The sequence below is a fragment of the Variovorax sp. 679 genome (assembly GCF_003952185.1).
Classification (GTDB): domain Bacteria; phylum Pseudomonadota; class Gammaproteobacteria; order Burkholderiales; family Burkholderiaceae_C; genus Variovorax.
In genome coordinates, this window is the sequence record NZ_RXFS01000005.1 from 323694 (window position 1) to 338470 (window position 14777).

Annotated in this window: 15 protein-coding genes; 8 read left to right on the forward strand and 7 right to left on the reverse strand. The window is 69.5% G+C overall.

The window, feature by feature from the left end; translation table 11 throughout:
• Window position 1 precedes the first annotated feature (1 nt).
• The 5 genes from EJO71_RS14760 to EJO71_RS14780 all read left to right on the forward strand — a co-directional run bounded on the left by EJO71_RS14760 (window position 2) and on the right by EJO71_RS14780 (window position 5565).
• Window positions 2-1216 (forward strand): 3-hydroxybenzoate 6-monooxygenase, encoded by a 1215-nt coding sequence (locus tag EJO71_RS14760; RefSeq protein WP_125949351.1) that lies wholly within the window; start codon window positions 2-4, stop codon window positions 1214-1216.
• Entirely contained in the window at window positions 1213-2610 is a 1398-nt protein-coding gene (locus EJO71_RS14765; RefSeq protein ID WP_240651393.1) for an MFS transporter, read from the forward strand. Before EJO71_RS14760 ends, EJO71_RS14765 begins: the two co-directional genes overlap by 4 nt.
• Window positions 2607-3020, forward strand: coding sequence for a DoxX family protein (locus EJO71_RS14770; protein WP_125949350.1), 414 nt, complete (start codon window positions 2607-2609; stop codon window positions 3018-3020). Before EJO71_RS14765 ends, EJO71_RS14770 begins: the two co-directional genes overlap by 4 nt.
• Window positions 3021-3116: 96 nt before the next feature.
• A complete protein-coding gene (locus EJO71_RS14775; RefSeq protein ID WP_125949349.1) occupies window positions 3117-4475 on the forward strand; it encodes an MFS transporter in 1359 nt (452 codons plus the stop codon).
• Between the two features lie 22 nt (window positions 4476-4497).
• A complete protein-coding gene (locus tag EJO71_RS14780; protein ID WP_125949348.1) occupies window positions 4498-5565 on the forward strand; it encodes a maleylacetate reductase in 1068 nt (355 codons plus the stop codon).
• 18 nt (window positions 5566-5583) lie between these two features.
• Here EJO71_RS14780 and EJO71_RS14785 read toward each other — a convergent pair whose 3' ends face one another.
• The 3 genes from EJO71_RS14785 to EJO71_RS14795 form a co-directional block, all read right to left on the reverse strand.
• Window positions 5584-5964, reverse strand: a complete 381-nt coding sequence (locus EJO71_RS14785; RefSeq protein ID WP_125949347.1) for an alpha/beta hydrolase — start codon at window positions 5962-5964, stop codon at window positions 5584-5586.
• Window positions 5965-6188: 224 nt separating this feature from the next.
• Window positions 6189-6575: a helicase SNF2 gene (locus tag EJO71_RS14790; RefSeq protein ID WP_125949346.1), complete on the reverse strand. Its 387-nt coding sequence runs from the start codon at window positions 6573-6575 to the stop codon at window positions 6189-6191.
• Between the two features lie 114 nt (window positions 6576-6689).
• Window positions 6690-8363 (reverse strand): adenylate/guanylate cyclase domain-containing protein, encoded by a 1674-nt coding sequence (locus tag EJO71_RS14795; RefSeq protein WP_125949345.1) that lies wholly within the window; start codon window positions 8361-8363, stop codon window positions 6690-6692.
• A 78-nt stretch (window positions 8364-8441) separates the two neighbouring features.
• Between EJO71_RS14795 and EJO71_RS14800 the strand changes: the two genes are divergently transcribed.
• On the forward strand, window positions 8442-9161 hold the full coding sequence (locus EJO71_RS14800) for a Crp/Fnr family transcriptional regulator (protein ID WP_125949344.1): 720 nt from the start codon (window positions 8442-8444) through the stop codon (window positions 9159-9161).
• A gap of 12 nt (window positions 9162-9173) precedes the next feature.
• Here the strand turns inward: EJO71_RS14800 and EJO71_RS14805 are convergent, their stop codons facing one another.
• Entirely contained in the window at window positions 9174-9647 is a 474-nt protein-coding gene (locus tag EJO71_RS14805) for a DoxX family protein (RefSeq protein WP_093206642.1), read from the reverse strand.
• Between the two features lie 135 nt (window positions 9648-9782).
• Entirely contained in the window at window positions 9783-10712 is a 930-nt protein-coding gene (locus EJO71_RS14810) for a LysR family transcriptional regulator (RefSeq protein ID WP_125949343.1), read from the reverse strand.
• 145 nt (window positions 10713-10857) lie between these two features.
• On the opposite strand from EJO71_RS14810, the gene EJO71_RS14815 reads away from it, so the two are divergent.
• Window positions 10858-12471, forward strand: coding sequence for a glycosyltransferase family 39 protein (locus tag EJO71_RS14815; RefSeq protein ID WP_125949342.1), 1614 nt, complete (start codon window positions 10858-10860; stop codon window positions 12469-12471).
• Window positions 12472-12476: 5 nt separating this feature from the next.
• On the opposite strand, the gene EJO71_RS14820 is transcribed toward EJO71_RS14815, so the two are convergent.
• Both EJO71_RS14820 and EJO71_RS14825 read right to left on the reverse strand, forming a co-directional pair.
• Window positions 12477-13256: a carboxymuconolactone decarboxylase family protein gene (locus EJO71_RS14820; protein ID WP_206169020.1), complete on the reverse strand. Its 780-nt coding sequence runs from the start codon at window positions 13254-13256 to the stop codon at window positions 12477-12479.
• On the reverse strand, window positions 13234-13725 hold the full coding sequence (locus tag EJO71_RS14825; protein WP_125949341.1) for a cupin domain-containing protein: 492 nt from the start codon (window positions 13723-13725) through the stop codon (window positions 13234-13236). The genes EJO71_RS14820 and EJO71_RS14825 overlap by 23 nt, the downstream gene beginning before the upstream one ends.
• A gap of 135 nt (window positions 13726-13860) precedes the next feature.
• On the opposite strand from EJO71_RS14825, the gene EJO71_RS14830 reads away from it, so the two are divergent.
• Window positions 13861-14763, forward strand: a complete 903-nt coding sequence (locus EJO71_RS14830) for a LysR family transcriptional regulator (RefSeq protein WP_125949340.1) — start codon at window positions 13861-13863, stop codon at window positions 14761-14763.
• Window positions 14764-14777: the final 14 nt, after the last annotated feature.

Genomic DNA, 14777 nt, shown 5'->3' on the forward strand with positions numbered 1-14777 from the left:
CATGAGCGCGCGGAAAGACACACGCCCCGTGCTCGTGGCCGGCGGCGGCATCGGCGGGTTGGCTGCGGCGCTGGCGCTGGTGCGCGAGGGTTACCGCGTGAAGGTGATCGAGCAGTCGGCCCACATCGGCGAGATCGGCGCCGGCATCCAGCTCAGTCCCAACGCCTTCGCGGCCTGCGATGCGCTGGGCGTGGGCGAGCACCTGCGCGCCAAGGCGGTCTACACCGAAGAGATGGTGATGTTCGACGCCATCGATGCGAAGCGCGTGGCGAGCATCTCGCTGTCGGATGCGTTTCGCGAGCGCTTCGGCAATCCCTATGCGGTGATCCACCGTGCCGACATCCACGGCGCGTTGCTCGAAGGCGTGAAAGCCACGACGGAGGGCATCGAATTTCTCACCTCGACCAAGGTGGTGCACATCGAGCAGGACGACTCGGGCGTGACGCTGATCGATGCGCAGGGCGGCCGCCACCAGGGTCAGGCCGTGATCGGCTGCGACGGCGTGCGCTCGGCGGTGCGCCAGCAGTACGTGGGCGACAGCATCCGCGTGTCGGGCCATGTGGTGTTTCGCGCGGTGATCGACACGGCCGATTTCCCAGAGGCGCTGCGCTTCACCGCACCGTGCATCTGGGTCGGTCCGAACTGCCACCTGGTGCACTACCCGCTGAAGGGCGGCGACAAGTTCAACATGGCCGTCACCTTCCACAGCGAGCAGCCCGAGGAATGGGGTTCGATGGACGGCGACCCCGCCGAGGTGCAACGCTACTTTCGTTCCACCTGCGAGCAGGTGCAGCAGTTGCTGCGCATCCCGAAGGCCTGGAAGCGCTATTCGACAGCCGACCGCAACCCCATCGAGCAATGGACCTTCGGCCGCGCCACGCTGCTGGGCGACGCGGCGCACCCGATGGTGCAGTACCTCGCGCAGGGCGCATGCATGGCCTGCGAAGACGCGGTGACGCTGGGCCTCGCGCTGCGCCGCGAAGAGGGCGACTGGCCGCGCGCGCTCGCGCTGTACGAGCGCTCCCGCGTGGCCCGCACCGCGCGCGTGGTGCTGTCGGCGCGCGAGATGGGCCGCATCTATCACGCCAAGGGTGTCGAGCGGCTGGTGCGCAACGGCATGTGGAAGGGGCGGCCGCAGGGGCGCTTCTACGATGCGCTCGAATGGCTCTACGGATGGACGGCCGCGAGTTGCCTCGACGACGAGGCGGCCGCGTGAAGATCCTGCCGAACTCCCTCGAAACCGGCGGCGGTGCCGTTGCCGTCACCATCGACATCCCCGCGCTGATCGACAGCCACCCCGTCAGCGCGTTCCAGAAGTGGATCCTGCTGCTGGTCGGCTGCGCGGTCGTCATGGACGGCTTCGACGTGCAGGCCATGGGCTTCGTCGCACCCGCCATCGTGCAGGCCTGGGGCATCGAGAAAGCCGCGCTGGGCCCGGTGTTCGGCGCGGGCCTGCTCGGCATGCTGGTCGGCTCGCTGGTGCTGAGCATCTGCGCCGACCGCATCGGAAGGCGCCCCGTGCTGCTCGGCGCCACGGTGTTCTTCGCCCTGTGCATGCTGGCCACCGTCTTCGTGCACACGCTCGACCAGCTGCTCGCGATGCGCTTCATCACCGGCATGGGTCTGGGCGGCATCATGGCCAACGCCAGTGCGCTGGCCAGCGAGTACAGCCCGCAGCGCCGGCGCGTCACGCTGATGATGTGGGTGTCGTGCGGCTTCACGGGCGGCGCGGTGCTGGGCGGGCTGATCTCGGCGTTGCTCATTCCCTGGGGCGGATGGCAGGCGGTGTTCGTCTTCGGCGGCGTGGTGCCGCTGCTGATCGCCGCGCTCATGTGGCGCTACATGCCCGAGTCGATGCAGTTCCTCGTGCTGCGGGGGCGTGCGCTCGACCGCGTGCAGCAATGGCTGGGCCGCATCGCGCCCGGTGTGCGCACCGGTCCCGGAACCCGCTACGTGGTGCACGAGGCGAAGCAGGACGGTGCGCCGGTGGTGGAGCTGTTCCGCGCGGGGCGCGGGCCGGCCACGCTGCTGCTGTGGGGCATCAACTTCATGAACCTGCTCAACCTGTTCTTCCTGGCGAACTGGTTGCCGACCATCGCCGCCGGGGCGGGCTACAGCGCGGGCACGGCCGTGCTCGTGGGTACGTTGCTGCAGGTGGGCGGCGTGGTGGGCACGGTGGCGATGGGGCCGCTGATCGACCGTGTCGGTTTCTATCGCGTGCTGGTGCCGGTCTTCGGCGTGGCGGCAGCGGCCATTGCCGTCATCGGCCAGCCGGCGTTGCCGCTGATGCTGCTGCTTGCGGTGGTCTCGGTCAGCGGCTTCTGCGTGGTCGGCGCGCAGCCCGCGCTCATCGCGCTGGCCTCGGGCGTGTACCCGACGACGGTGCGAGCCACCGGCATGGGCTGGAGCCTGGGCATCGGCCGCGCGGGTTCCATCGCGGGGCCGGTGCTGGCGGGCTGGCTCATCGGGCTGCACTGGACGAACAGCGCGCTCTTCATCGCGGCGGCGGTGCCGGCGCTGCTGTCGTGCGCCATGGTGCTGTGCATGGGACGGCTCGAATTCACGGGCGCCACCGTGCGTCCTGCAACATCTTCCGGAGAAAGCAAATGACGAGAACGAGCGACAGTGGGCGCGGCCTGGTCCTGGCCGGGCGCGTGCTGATGGCTGCGATCTTCCTCGTGGCGGGCGTGCGCAAGCTTCTGACCTACGGCGCGACGCTCGGCTACTTCGCCAAGCTCGGTATCCCGCTGCCCGACGTGGTGCTGCCGCTGACCATCGCGCTCGAAGTCGGCGGCGGCCTGTTGCTGATCGCCGGCTGGCGCGTGCAATGGGTGGCCGGCGCGCTGGCCCTGTTCACGCTGGCCACGGGTTTTACCGCGCACGCGTTCTGGGCGGCCGACGCGGCGCAGTTCAACGGGCAGCTCAACAATTTCCTGAAGAACGTGGCCATGGCCGGTGGCTTCCTCGTGCTGATCGCCCACGCCTCGGCGGCCGGGCGCAAGGCAGGCCCCGGAGGCTGAGCGGAAAACTCCTTTCCGCTCCTGTCGTTGAACCGGTCCCGGGCCGGCGGGACACTCGCGCCCATCGCAAACCAGCGATGGAGACAAAAGAAACCCATGACCGACACAGGTTCAATCGCCACGCGCCGCACCGTCGACGTGCAGTGGCTCATCAACACCCGCCCACTGTCGCCCTACCAGTGGGGCATCGTGGCGATGTGCTTCCTGATCGTGCTGCTCGACGGCCTCGACACCGCTGCCATGGGCTTCATCGCACCGGCGCTCGTACGCGACTGGGGCGTGCCCAGCGCCTCGCTGGGCCCGGTGATGAGCGCCGCGCTGGCCGGCATGATCTTCGGCGCGCTGGGCTCGGGGCCGCTGGCCGACCGCTTCGGGCGCAAGGCGGTGCTGTGCATGTCGGTGGCGGTGTTCGGAGGTTTCTCGCTGTGGTCGGCCTTCGCGACCGGCATCGACCAGCTCGTGGTGCTGCGCTTCCTGACCGGGATCGGGCTGGGGGCGGGCATGCCGAACGCGACCACGCTGCTGTCGGAGTACACGCCCGAGAAGGTCAAGTCGCTGCTGGTGACGACGATGTTCTGCGGCTTCAACCTGGGCATGGCCGGCAGCGGCTTTCTCTCGGCCGCGATCATTCCGCACTGGGGATGGCACAGCCTGCTGCTGATCGGCGGCATCGTGCCGGTGCTGCTGCTGCCCGTGCTGCTGTTCTGGCTGCCGGAGTCGGCGCGCTTCATGGTGGTTCGGGGGCAGCCCGTCGAGCGCATCCGCAAGGTGCTGCAGCCGGTGGCGCGCGAATCGCTGGCGGGCGTCGAGCAGTTCACCATTCCTGGCCAGCAGGCCGGCGGCAAGGGGCCGCGCGGCCCGGTGCTGGCGCGCATGTTCGCGGGCGGCCTCGGCCCGGGAACGCTGCTGCTGTGGGGCACCAATTTCATGGGGCTGATCATCATCTACCTGCTCACGAGCTGGCTGCCGACGCTGATGCGCGAGAGTGGCGCATCGATGACGCAGTCGGCCGTGGTGGGCGCGCTGTTCCAGTTCGGCGGGGTGCTGAGCGCGGTGGGCGTGGGTTGGGCAATGGACCGCGGCAACCCGCACAAGGTGATCGGCATCTGCTACCTGCTGGCCGGGGTGCTCGCCGTGGCGGTGGGCCACAGCATGGGCAGCGGGCTGGCGCTCGTGCTGCTGGTGCTGTTCGCGGGCATGTGCATCAACGGCGCGCAGTCGGCGATGCCCTCGCTGGCGGCGCGCTACTACCCGACCCATGTGCGGGCGACGGGCGTATCGTGGATGCTCGGCATCGGGCGCTTCGGCGCGGTGCTGGGCGCCTGGCTCGGGGCGGTGCTGCTGGGCCTTGGCTGGAACTTCGAGCAGGTGCTGACGGTGCTGATCGTGCCCGCGGTGCTGGCGATGACCGGCGTCTTCATCAAGGGCCGTATCAGTCATACAGACGCTTCATGAACATTCGAGAGACAGGAAAGCCATGACCACACCATCGTTCGTCTACAACAGCGTGCCCCAGCGGGTGGTCTTCGGCACCGGTTCGCTGCAGCACCTGGCCCGCGAGATCGATGCGCTCGGCGCGCGCCGGGCATTGGTGCTGTCCACGCCCGAGCAGCGTCCGCAGGCCGAGCGCGTGGCCGACATGCTGGGCGCGCACGCGGCCGGCGTGTTCGACCGCGCCGTGATGCACGTGCCGATCGAGACAGCGCGCGAGGCGAGGGAAGTGGCTGCGCGGCTGGGCGCCGACTGCGCCGTGGCCATCGGCGGCGGCTCCACCACCGGGCTGGGCAAGGCGATCGCACTGGATTCGGGCCTGCCTATCCTCGCCATTCCGACCACCTACGCGGGCTCCGAGATGACGCCGATCTACGGCATCACCGAAGCCGGCATGAAGAAGACGGGCAAGGACTTCAAGGTGCTTCCGCGCACCGTGATCTACGACCCGGAGCTGTCGCTGGGCCTGCCCGTGGGCATGAGCGTGACCAGCGGCATCAACGCCATCGCGCATGCGGCCGAGGGGCTCTACGCGGTCGATGCGAACCCGATCATGGACCTGATGGCGCAGGAGGGCATCGCCGCGCTGGGCCGTGCGCTGCCGGCCATCCGCGCCACGCCCAAGGATCCGGATGCGCGCAGCGACGCGCTCTACGGTGCATGGCTGTGCGGCACGGTACTCGGCAACGTCGGCATGGCGCTGCACCACAAGCTGTGCCACACGCTGGGCGGCAGCTTCAACCTGCCGCATGCCGAGACACACACCATCGTGCTGCCGCATGCGCTGGCTTACAACGCCGAAGCGGCGTCGCAGGCCATGGCGCGCATCGTGAAGGCGCTGGGGGGGAGCGGCAGTGCCGCGCAGGCCGTGTACGACCTCGCGCGCGACAACGGTGCGCCGGTCGCGCTGCGCGACATCGGCATGAAGGAGTCCGACCTCGACCTGGCCTGCGAGCACGCGCTCAAGAACCAGTACCCCAATCCGCGCCCGCTGGAGCGCGCGGCGATCCGCGCCTTGCTGCAGAACGCCTGGGAGGGCGCGCGGCCCTCCTGAGTTGCAGCCGATGCGTCGTCAGGGCTTCGCCGTGGTCTGCAGGCCGGCTTGCCGCGTGAACGAGACGCTGGGCTTCTTGTAGGCGGCGGGCACTTCGTCGCGATAGAAGGCGCGGCGGTCCAGGCTTTGCAGTGGGTTGTTCGCGGCGGCCACGGCCTGCTCGCGCACGGTGGCGCGGTCGAGTGTGGACTTGAAGGCCACGGCGCCTTCGGCGGTGGTGTCCGAATAGGGATTGCCTTCGCGCACGGCGGCGACGGCTTCGGCATTCACATCTGCGCGGCTGGCGGACGAGGTGATGGCATGCACGCCGTCATAGGCTTCGGCGTGCGCGGCGGCGGCGCCCAGCAGGGCGAAGGCTGCGGCGAAAGCGGAAGAGGCGATTCGTTGCCTGGTGTTCATTGCGGGAGTCCCTTTGGTTCGCTGTGTGGGCGGCGGTCATTCGTCGTTGCCACGGCATGCAGTGTCGAACTGTGGTGCGATGAGCGCTGTGCGTTTGCGCACCGCTTCGGGCAATCAGCCGAGTCGCTGCCGATGCATATGCACAAGAAAAAACCGGCCCCTGCTTTCGCAAGAGCCGGCTTTGGCGTTGACGCTCGCCGAGCGAGACGGAGCCTGCGCGCCGATTACAGCGGCAGCGCGTCGCCACGGGCAGCGGCGCGGGCTGCGGCACGCACAGTGGCACGGTCGCCCGTGCTGGCCACCATCGGGGCCACGCCCGACGAAGCGCCTTCGGCGTAGGGGTTGTCGTTGTGCGCGGCTGCTACGGCTTCAGCGCGGACCGCGGCGCGGGTGGTCGACGAGGCGATCACCGCGGCGGGGCCGGCGTTGGCGCCCTCGGCATAGGGGTTGTCGTTGCGCGCGGCGGCGACGGCCTCGGCGCGCACGTCGGCGCGGCTGGCGGACGAGGTGATCGAATGCACGCCTTCATAGGTTTCGGCGTGTACCGCGCCCGCGGCGCCCAGCATGGCGAATGCGATGGCGGAAAGAGCGATGCGTTGCTTGGTGTTCATGATGCGAGTCCCTTCGACTGTCGGTGTGGGCGGCGGACATTCGTCGTTGCCACGGGATGCAGTGTGAAACTGCATCGCGCTTGGCGCTGTGCGTTTGCGCACCGCTTTCGGCAATTACAGGGGGACGGTGCCGTGCGATGCGTAGAGCACGGCGAGCGGCTCCGAGCGACCGCGCACGTTGAGAGTCTCGGCCGTGCCCATGGTGTGCGCGACGCCCGCCTGCTCGGCCGCGAACAGCGAGACGACGAGGCGCGATGCGGCGGTCTTCGAATGGTCCTGCAGCCGGCTCGCGGTGTTGACCACCTCGCCGATGGCGGTGAAGGTCGTGGTTTCGAGATAACCCACTTCGCCCACCGCCGCGCGGCCCGCGTGCAGGCCCATGCCGAACTCCAGCCGCTGGCCGAACTGCGCCTCGAAGCCTTCGCTCCATGCGTCCATGCGTTCGGCGATCAGTTCGGTCGCGCGCAGCGCCTGCCTGCAGGCCGTGGGCAGGTCGCAGTCGAGGCCGAAGATCGCCATCACGCTGTCGCCGATGAACTGGTTGGGCACACCGCCGCTCTCGCGCACGGCCGCGCCCACGGTGGCGAAGTAGCGGTCGAGCACGTAGGCCAGGTCGAAGGGCCATTGCCGCTCCGACAGGCCCGACCAGCGCCGCAGGTCGACGAACAGGATCGCCACGTCGCGCTCATGCCCGAAGCGGCCGACCGGCGCGGGCCGGCCCTCGTTGGGCAGCGGCGCGAACAGCGGCGTGACCTCGATGTCGCCGCGCGGGCGCAGTTGGCAGGCCAGGCGCACGTCCGATGGGGCCCGCACCCGTTCGAGCGTGCGTTGCTCGTCGCGCCCGGGTTCGCCGATGTGCCCGGCGGGGCCGGCCACGCGCACGCGGCAGGTGGAGCAGCGCGCGCGCCCGCCGCAGATCGACACATGGTCGATGCCGTGCGAACGGCTCGCCTCCAGCACGCTCCAGCCGCGCGGCACCTGCACCGTGCGGTCGGGGTAGCGCAGCGCCACCGAAGGCAGCCGCGACCAGCGCGCGAAGCTGTTGCGGCCCCAGCGTGCCGCCAGCAGTGCGACCAGCGAGAGCCCGTAGAACCACTTGATGGCGTCCTCGGCCATGCCGAGCGCCTGGCCCTGTTCCGGCGTGGGCAGCGAGACGGGCGGCACGCCGCTCCACTGGAACTCGCGCCCCATCGACACGAAGCCCATCGCTGCCGTCAGCGGCAGCACCACCGCGACGGCCAGCAGCAGGTGGGAGAAGCGCCGCCATGCCGGCTGAGCCCGCAGCGCGAAGTGCAGGCCCAGGCAGCCGTGGGTCCATGCCGCCAGCATCATCAGGAGCTGTGCGGCCGCGCCTTGCCAGTCCCACAGCCCCCAGACCACGCGCACATAGGAGCCCTCGATGCCGTAGGCCAGGTAAGCGCCGCGCATGGCGGTGAGGTGCTTGATCAGCAGCAGCGGCAGCACGAAGCCCAGCGCCACGCGCAGGCCTTCGAGCGGCGGCATGCGCAGGGTGCGCCGCTCCCACAGCGCGACCACGGCCAGCGCCAGATGCACGGCGGCCGCGCCGTACAGCAGCACGGTGCCCGCGAGGCTGTGCCAGAACGCCTGCACGCCGCGCAGCACGGTCTCGGCGGCGGCAAACGAATAGATGCCCAGCGAATGATTGAGCAGGTGCGCCGTGACGTAGGCCATCAGCACCAGCCCGCTCGCCCAGCGGAGATTGCGCCGTGTCGGCGGTCTCAGCGAAAAAGGGGCTGCGGGAGCGGCTTGAGGGGAACGTCTTTCCATGAACGGGTTCGAAGCGGCACCCGAGCATAATCCGCCCGCCAATTCGCGCGCCTCTTCCCGTTGACCATCGACCCCGGCATGGCCAAACCCGAATCCACCCCCCGCTCCAGCCTCGCGCTGCGCCAGATCGCGCTGCTCGAAGGCCTGTCAGACCAGCGTCTGGACCTGCTGGCCCAGCAATGCCTGTGGCACAGCGTGGAGGCCGGCAAGCCCCTGCTGCTGCGCGCCGAGCAGCAGGGCGAGGTGTTCCTGCTGGTCTCGGGACGGGTGCGGGTGACGACCTACTCGGCCAACGGCCGGCAGGTGACCTTCCGCGACTCCGAGGCCGGCGAGCACTTCGGCGACATCGCCGCCATCGACGGCGGCCCGCGTTCCGCCGACGTCGTCACCCTCGAACCCAGCGTGGTCGCCAGCCTCGACCGGGCCGCCTTCATGGCCCTGCTGCGCGACGAGCCGCTGGTGGCCGAACGGGTGATGCTGCGGCTGGCGTCGCTGGTGCGGCAGCTGTCCGAGCGGGTGATCGACCTGAGCACCCTTGGCGTGCAGAACCGGCTGCATGCCGAGCTGCTGCGCCTGGCCCGCACCGCCGGCGTCGAGGGCAACCAGGCCCGGCTGGACCCGGCGCCCAAGCACGCGGCGCTGGCCAGCCAGATCAGTACGAATCGCGAGCAGGTCACCCGCGAGCTCAACGTGCTGGTGCGCGGCGGTGTGCTGCGCAAGGACGACAAGGCTCTCCTGGTCGCCGACGTGGCCCGCCTGGAGGCTATGGTCTCGCAGGTGCGCGGCGACGCCGGCTGAGCCGCCAAGCGATCAGTTCCAGCGGCCCTTGGTGCCGCCGATGGAGAAGCGGCCGGCGCCCAGCAGCACCACGGTCAGCGCGCCGAACAGGTACAGGCCCTGCAGTTCCAGCGCCCAGCCGCCCTGCTTGGTCATCGCGAACAGGTCGGCCATGTGCACGAGGCCGAAGGCCACCAGCATGTTGATGACGACCACGCCCGCAGCGGCGCGGGTGTAGATGCCTGCGATCATCAGCAGCGGGGCGACGATCTCGCCGACGTACACCAGGTAGGCGATTCCGCCCGGCAGCCCGGACTTGGCCAGCATGCCGGCAATGAAGCCCACGCCGGCCGACAGCTTGAAGATGCCGTGCAGCAGCACCAGGAAGCCGATCGTCACTCGGATCAGCAGCTTGCCGGAGTCGTCCAGCGTGGCGGGGGAGAGGGCGGACAGCGGCGATGCGATCGGCGCACGCGGGGTGTTGGCGGCGGTGGCCTGGGTGTTCATGGCGGATCCTTGCTGATGGAAAACGGTGGGTCCGCCGCGGAATGCGACGGTTGCGGTTCCAGTGTGCGGGGCTGCGAAAAGCCGGGATGTGCGTTTACGCACATGTTTCGGCGAAAGGCCCGCCGGGCCATCGGGTCAGCGGACGCCGAACCTTCCGGTCCACTTGCGCTCGTAGTCCATCTTCTGGAAATGCGCCGCCATGAAGTCGATGAAGCTGCGCACCTTTGCCGACAGGTGCTTGCGGCTCGGGTAGGCCAGGTTGATCGTCAGGTGCGGCAGGTCCCAGTCGTCCAGCGTGGGCACCAGCCGGCCGGCCACGATGTCGTCGTAGACGATGTAGGTCGGCTGCACCAGGATGCCCATGCCGTCGAGCGCGGCGGCGCGCAGCACCTGGCCGTCGTTCGATTCGAGCAGGCTCGTGACCGACACCGTGCGCGTCTCTTCCCCGCGCCGGAAGCGCAGCTCGTTCGGGTTGTTGGCGTGGGTGTAGATCAGCAGCTTGTGCTGCTTCAGCTCGTCCAGCGTCTTCGGAAAGCCGTGCTGCGCGAAGTAGCGCGGCGAGGCCGCGAGGATGCGCCGGGTTTCGCCGAGCCGGCGGATCGTCACGTTCGAATCGGGCTCGTACTCGCGCGTGCGGATCGCCACGTCGATGTTGTTGTCGATCAGGTCGAAGTAGCGGTTGGCCGCCTCGACGTGCACCGTCACGCCCGGGTAGCGCTGCGTGTACTCGCGCAGCAGCGGTGCGATGTGGTGGATCGAGAACGACAGCGAGGCCGTGATGCGCAGCACGCCCGTCGGGTTGAGCGCGGTGGCGTTCACCGTCGACTCGGCGTCCGCCAGGTCGGCCAGGATGGTGCGGGCGCGGCCGCAGAATTCGCGGCCGGTGTCGGTCAGGTACAGGCGGCGCGTGTTGCGCTCGACCAGCCGCGCGCCCAGCCGCTCTTCCAGTGCGCTCAGGTGGCGGCTCGCGGCCGCGTTCGACAGGCCCAGCGCCTCGGCCGCACGGCTCAGGCTGCCGGCATCGGCGATCTGCACGAGCAGGGCGATTTCGGTCCAGCGGTCCATGGGGTGTGTCTCCGGGGCTTGCCTGTCGTGGTCTTGTCGGGCTGGTTCCGGGGCTGAACCGCTGGCCCCGGATGCTCGCAGGCAGGCGATTTTATGTGGCGCTCAGTCAGCTCCCGGTAGGTCGGACCCATTACAAACGGCCGCAATGAATTCCTGGTTGATTCCTCCTGGCGCCCGTCCGGCGCCCACGATGGTGCGGCAAACCTCCCTGCACGGCACCGTTCTCGTCGCGCTCCTTGCGCTGGTGGTGCTCTGGACCGTGCCGATGGCGACCTTCTACGAGACGCCTCCCTGGGACAACGTGGAGGAGCTTTTCTGGGGCGGCAGCCTGGAATGGGGCTACTACAAGCACCCGCCGCTGCCGAGCTGGATGATGGGCCTGCTCGTTTCCCTCGCCGGCCGCCAGGCCTGGCTGACCTACGCCGCCGGCGTGGGCTGCGGTGTGGGAGCGCTCTACATCATGTGGCGCTGGTCGCTCGGAATGATGTCTCCCGCGCGGGCGGCGCTGGCGGTGCTGCTCGGCTCGCTGGTGACGTATCACGTGCAGCGCGCGACCATCTTCAACCACAACACGGTGCAGCTGCTGCCGATGGCGGGCTACTGGTGGATGCTCTGGCGCGTGCTGCGGACGCCCGTGGGGGGAGCGGAGCAGGGCCGCCGCGACTGGCTGTGGCTCGGCGTGTTCGCGGCGCTGTCGATGCTCACCAAGTACAGCGCGGTGGTGCAGTTCGCGGTGGGCGCGGGCTTCATCGTCCGCGAGGGATCGTGGCGCGATGCGCGCGTGCGGCGCGACCTGCTGCGCGCCAGCGGCGTGGCTCTGCTGCTCATGGCGCCGCACCTCGCGTGGCTGCTGCAGCACGGCGACCAGACCATCGGCTATGCGCGGCATTCGGTGCATCCCTCGGGGGTGCTGAAGCACGTGCATCCGCGGCCGCTTCGCATACTGCTGGTGCAGCTTGCGCGCCTGTCGCCGATGCTGCTGTTCGTCGCGTGGGCCTGGTTCGCGCGCGCGCGGACCGCACCCGATCCCGCCGCGCGGCAGGCATCCCCGCAGAACGGTTTCGACCGGCGCTTTCTCGCCTGGGCGACGCTCGGGCCGCTGTGCCTGGTGCTGGCGATGTCGGTCCTGCTGCAGACGCGGCTGGTGGCTTCGTGGCTCAGCACCTTCTTCCTGCCTGTGGCCGTATGGGCGGTGATGGTGGTGCCGGGCCTCGATGCCGAGCGCTGGACGCGCCGCCGATGGGCAGGCACGCTCGCGGCGGCGGCTGTCCTCCACGTGGCCGGCGCTTTCGGCCAGGCGTGGGTAGACGGTGTCTGGAGCGCGCGGCACGGCTACATCACGCGCGCCAACCTGCCTTCGCGGCAGATCGCCGAGGCCGTCGACGCCGTGTGGCGCGAGCGTGCCGGCGACCGGCCCCTGCGCCTGCTGGTGGGCGACACCTGGTTCGCGGGCGCGGTGGTGCTGCAGATGGACCCGGCCGTCCAGCTGCTGATCGACGGCGATTCGCGCACCTCGCCGTGGCTGGCGCCCGGCACGCTGGCGCGCGAAGGCGGCATGGTGCTGATCCTCGACACGCCCGAGTTCCGCTCCGAGGGGGCGTTGCTCGAGCCGCTGCTGGCCACCGCCAGTTGCACCGGCAGCCTGCGCCTCCCATGGGCCGGCGAGGACGACGCGCGCAGCGTGCGTGTGCGCTGGGGCATCCTGCCGTCCTCCGACGCGCAGGAGCCGCAGGGCTGCCTGCCGGAGCCTTCGCGCTGACGGCTCTATCGCTTCGCCGCGTCGGCGACGAACTTCTCCAGCGCCGCCCGCACCCGCTGTCCGGCCTCCGCGAAGCCTGACCGGGACAGCGATTCGCCGAACTGCGCCAGCTGCCCGGCGGTGAGCCCGACATTCATGCTGATGCGGATGTGCGAGAGCAGCTGGGGCTCCACGCCCGAAAGTGCTCCGAGCGCGGCGACGGTCGCGAGCTCCCTGCTTTGCCAGTCGAGGTTGTCGCGGGCGAAGATGTCGCCGAAGAGGTGCGTCTTCAGGAACTGGTCGATGGCCGGCGCGAAGTCGAAGATCGGTCCCTTGACCGGCGCGCCCGAGAGCCTTGTCTGGTTCGTGGTGCCGAGCTCGAGCAATGCCTGGCCCGTCGGCACCGGCCCGGGCTGCGTGCCCGCGGGGTCCTTCAGGCCTCTTGCACGCCGGTCGTCCGCGACCTTCATCAACTCCGACAGGGCGTTGAGGCTCCGCGGAAAGCCCGTGTACGCGTAGAGCTGCACCAGCACTTCCTTGATGTCGGCGATGGAAAGGCCGGCGTCGAGGCCGTGGTTCAAGGCGGCGTTGAGTCCGGGCATGTCGCCGTTGGCCATGCCCGCGGCGATGGGGCCTATCGCGAGCTGCCTGGCGGGGAGTGGCGACGGGGGAGATGTCTTCAACGACGGCCTTTCCTGCGAAGTGTTCGGCTGGCCGAGGACCGGGCCCATGCCGGACATCGCCGCAAGCGCGATGAGCGTCCGGCGGGTGGGCAGCGGCGTTTCAGCGGGCAAGGTATTGCTCATCGCTCACCTTCTCCATCCATTCGACGTTCTTTCCCTCGGCGGTTGTTCCCGTGACCGCGAGATGGGTCATGGCCGTTGCCGGCGCCGCGCCGTGCCAGTGCTTCACGCCCGGAGGGCACCAGACCACGTCGCCGGGCCGGATCTCCTGCGTCGGCTTTCCCCATTCCTGGGTCAGGCCGACACCCGAGGTGACTACCAGGTACTGGCCCCGGGGATGGGTGTGCCAGGCGGAGCGTGAGCCCGGCTCGAAGGTCACGAGGGCGCCGGAAACGTCGATGTCGGTATTGGCCGGATAAACCGGGTCGATGCGGGCCCGCCCGGTGAAATAGTCGGCCGGCCCGGCCACCGACGGCGTGCTTCCCGCGCGGGTGATCTGTTGGCCGGGCGGCGCCGGCGCCGGCGATTGGCCGGCGGCCGAATGCGCGACGGCGGCGCAGGTGAGCCCGCCGATCAGGCGTCTGAACAGCATGTTGAACCTCTCTTGAAAATGACTGCCTCGCGTGGACTCGCGAAGCGGAACGCCCGGGACGAATGGATTCTGGAAGCCTTCGATTTGTTCGGGAAGATGGCCTAGACTGAATGGACCTGTGCATCTGATTCACCAATGCTTCGAGAAAACATAGGCGACCTGCACGCCTTCGTCACCGTGGCGCAGGCCCGCAGCTTCACCCGTGCCGCGGCCCAGCTGGGCATCTCCCGGTCGGCCCTGAGCCACGCCATGACCGCGCTCGAGGCACGGATGGGCGTGCGGCTGCTGAGCCGCACGACGCGCAGCGTGTCCGTCACCGAGGCGGGGGCCCGGCTGCTGGACGTGGTCGCGCCGCGACTGGCGGACATCGATGAAGAACTGGCGTCGCTTGCCTCGCTGCGCGACAAGCCCGCCGGCACGGTCCGCATCACCGCGCACGACCACGCCATCGGCACCGTGCTGTGGCCGAAGCTGCTGCCGCTGCTGCGCGAGTACCCGGACATCCAGGTGGAAATCTGTGTCGACTACGCGATGACGGACATCGCGGCCCAGCGCTTCGACGCCGGTGTCCGGCTGGGCAGCCGCGTGGACAAGGACATGGTGGCCGTGCGGATCGCGCCCGACCTGCGGATGGCGGCGGCCGCGTCGCCGCAGTACTTCAGCGACAGGAATATCCCCGCCACTCCCAAGGAGCTGACCGACCACAAGTGCATCAACCTGCGCTTGCCGACATACGGGAACCTGTACTCGTGGGAGTTCGAGAAGGACGGGCAACCCGTGCAGGTCCGCGTGCGGGGGCAGGCGACCTTCAACAACACCCTGCTGATGCTGCGGGCCGCCGTGGACGGCATGGGCATCTGCTACGTGCCGCTCGACCTGATGCAGCCGCACATCGAGGCGGGGCGGCTGGTTCCGGTGTTGCAGGACTGGTGGCCGACATTCCCGGGCTATCACCTCTACTACGCGAACAGGAGGCAGATGTCGCCGGCGCTCGCGCTGGTTGTGAATGCGCTGCGCTATCGGGAGCCGCCCGTCTAGCCGCGCAACCGTTC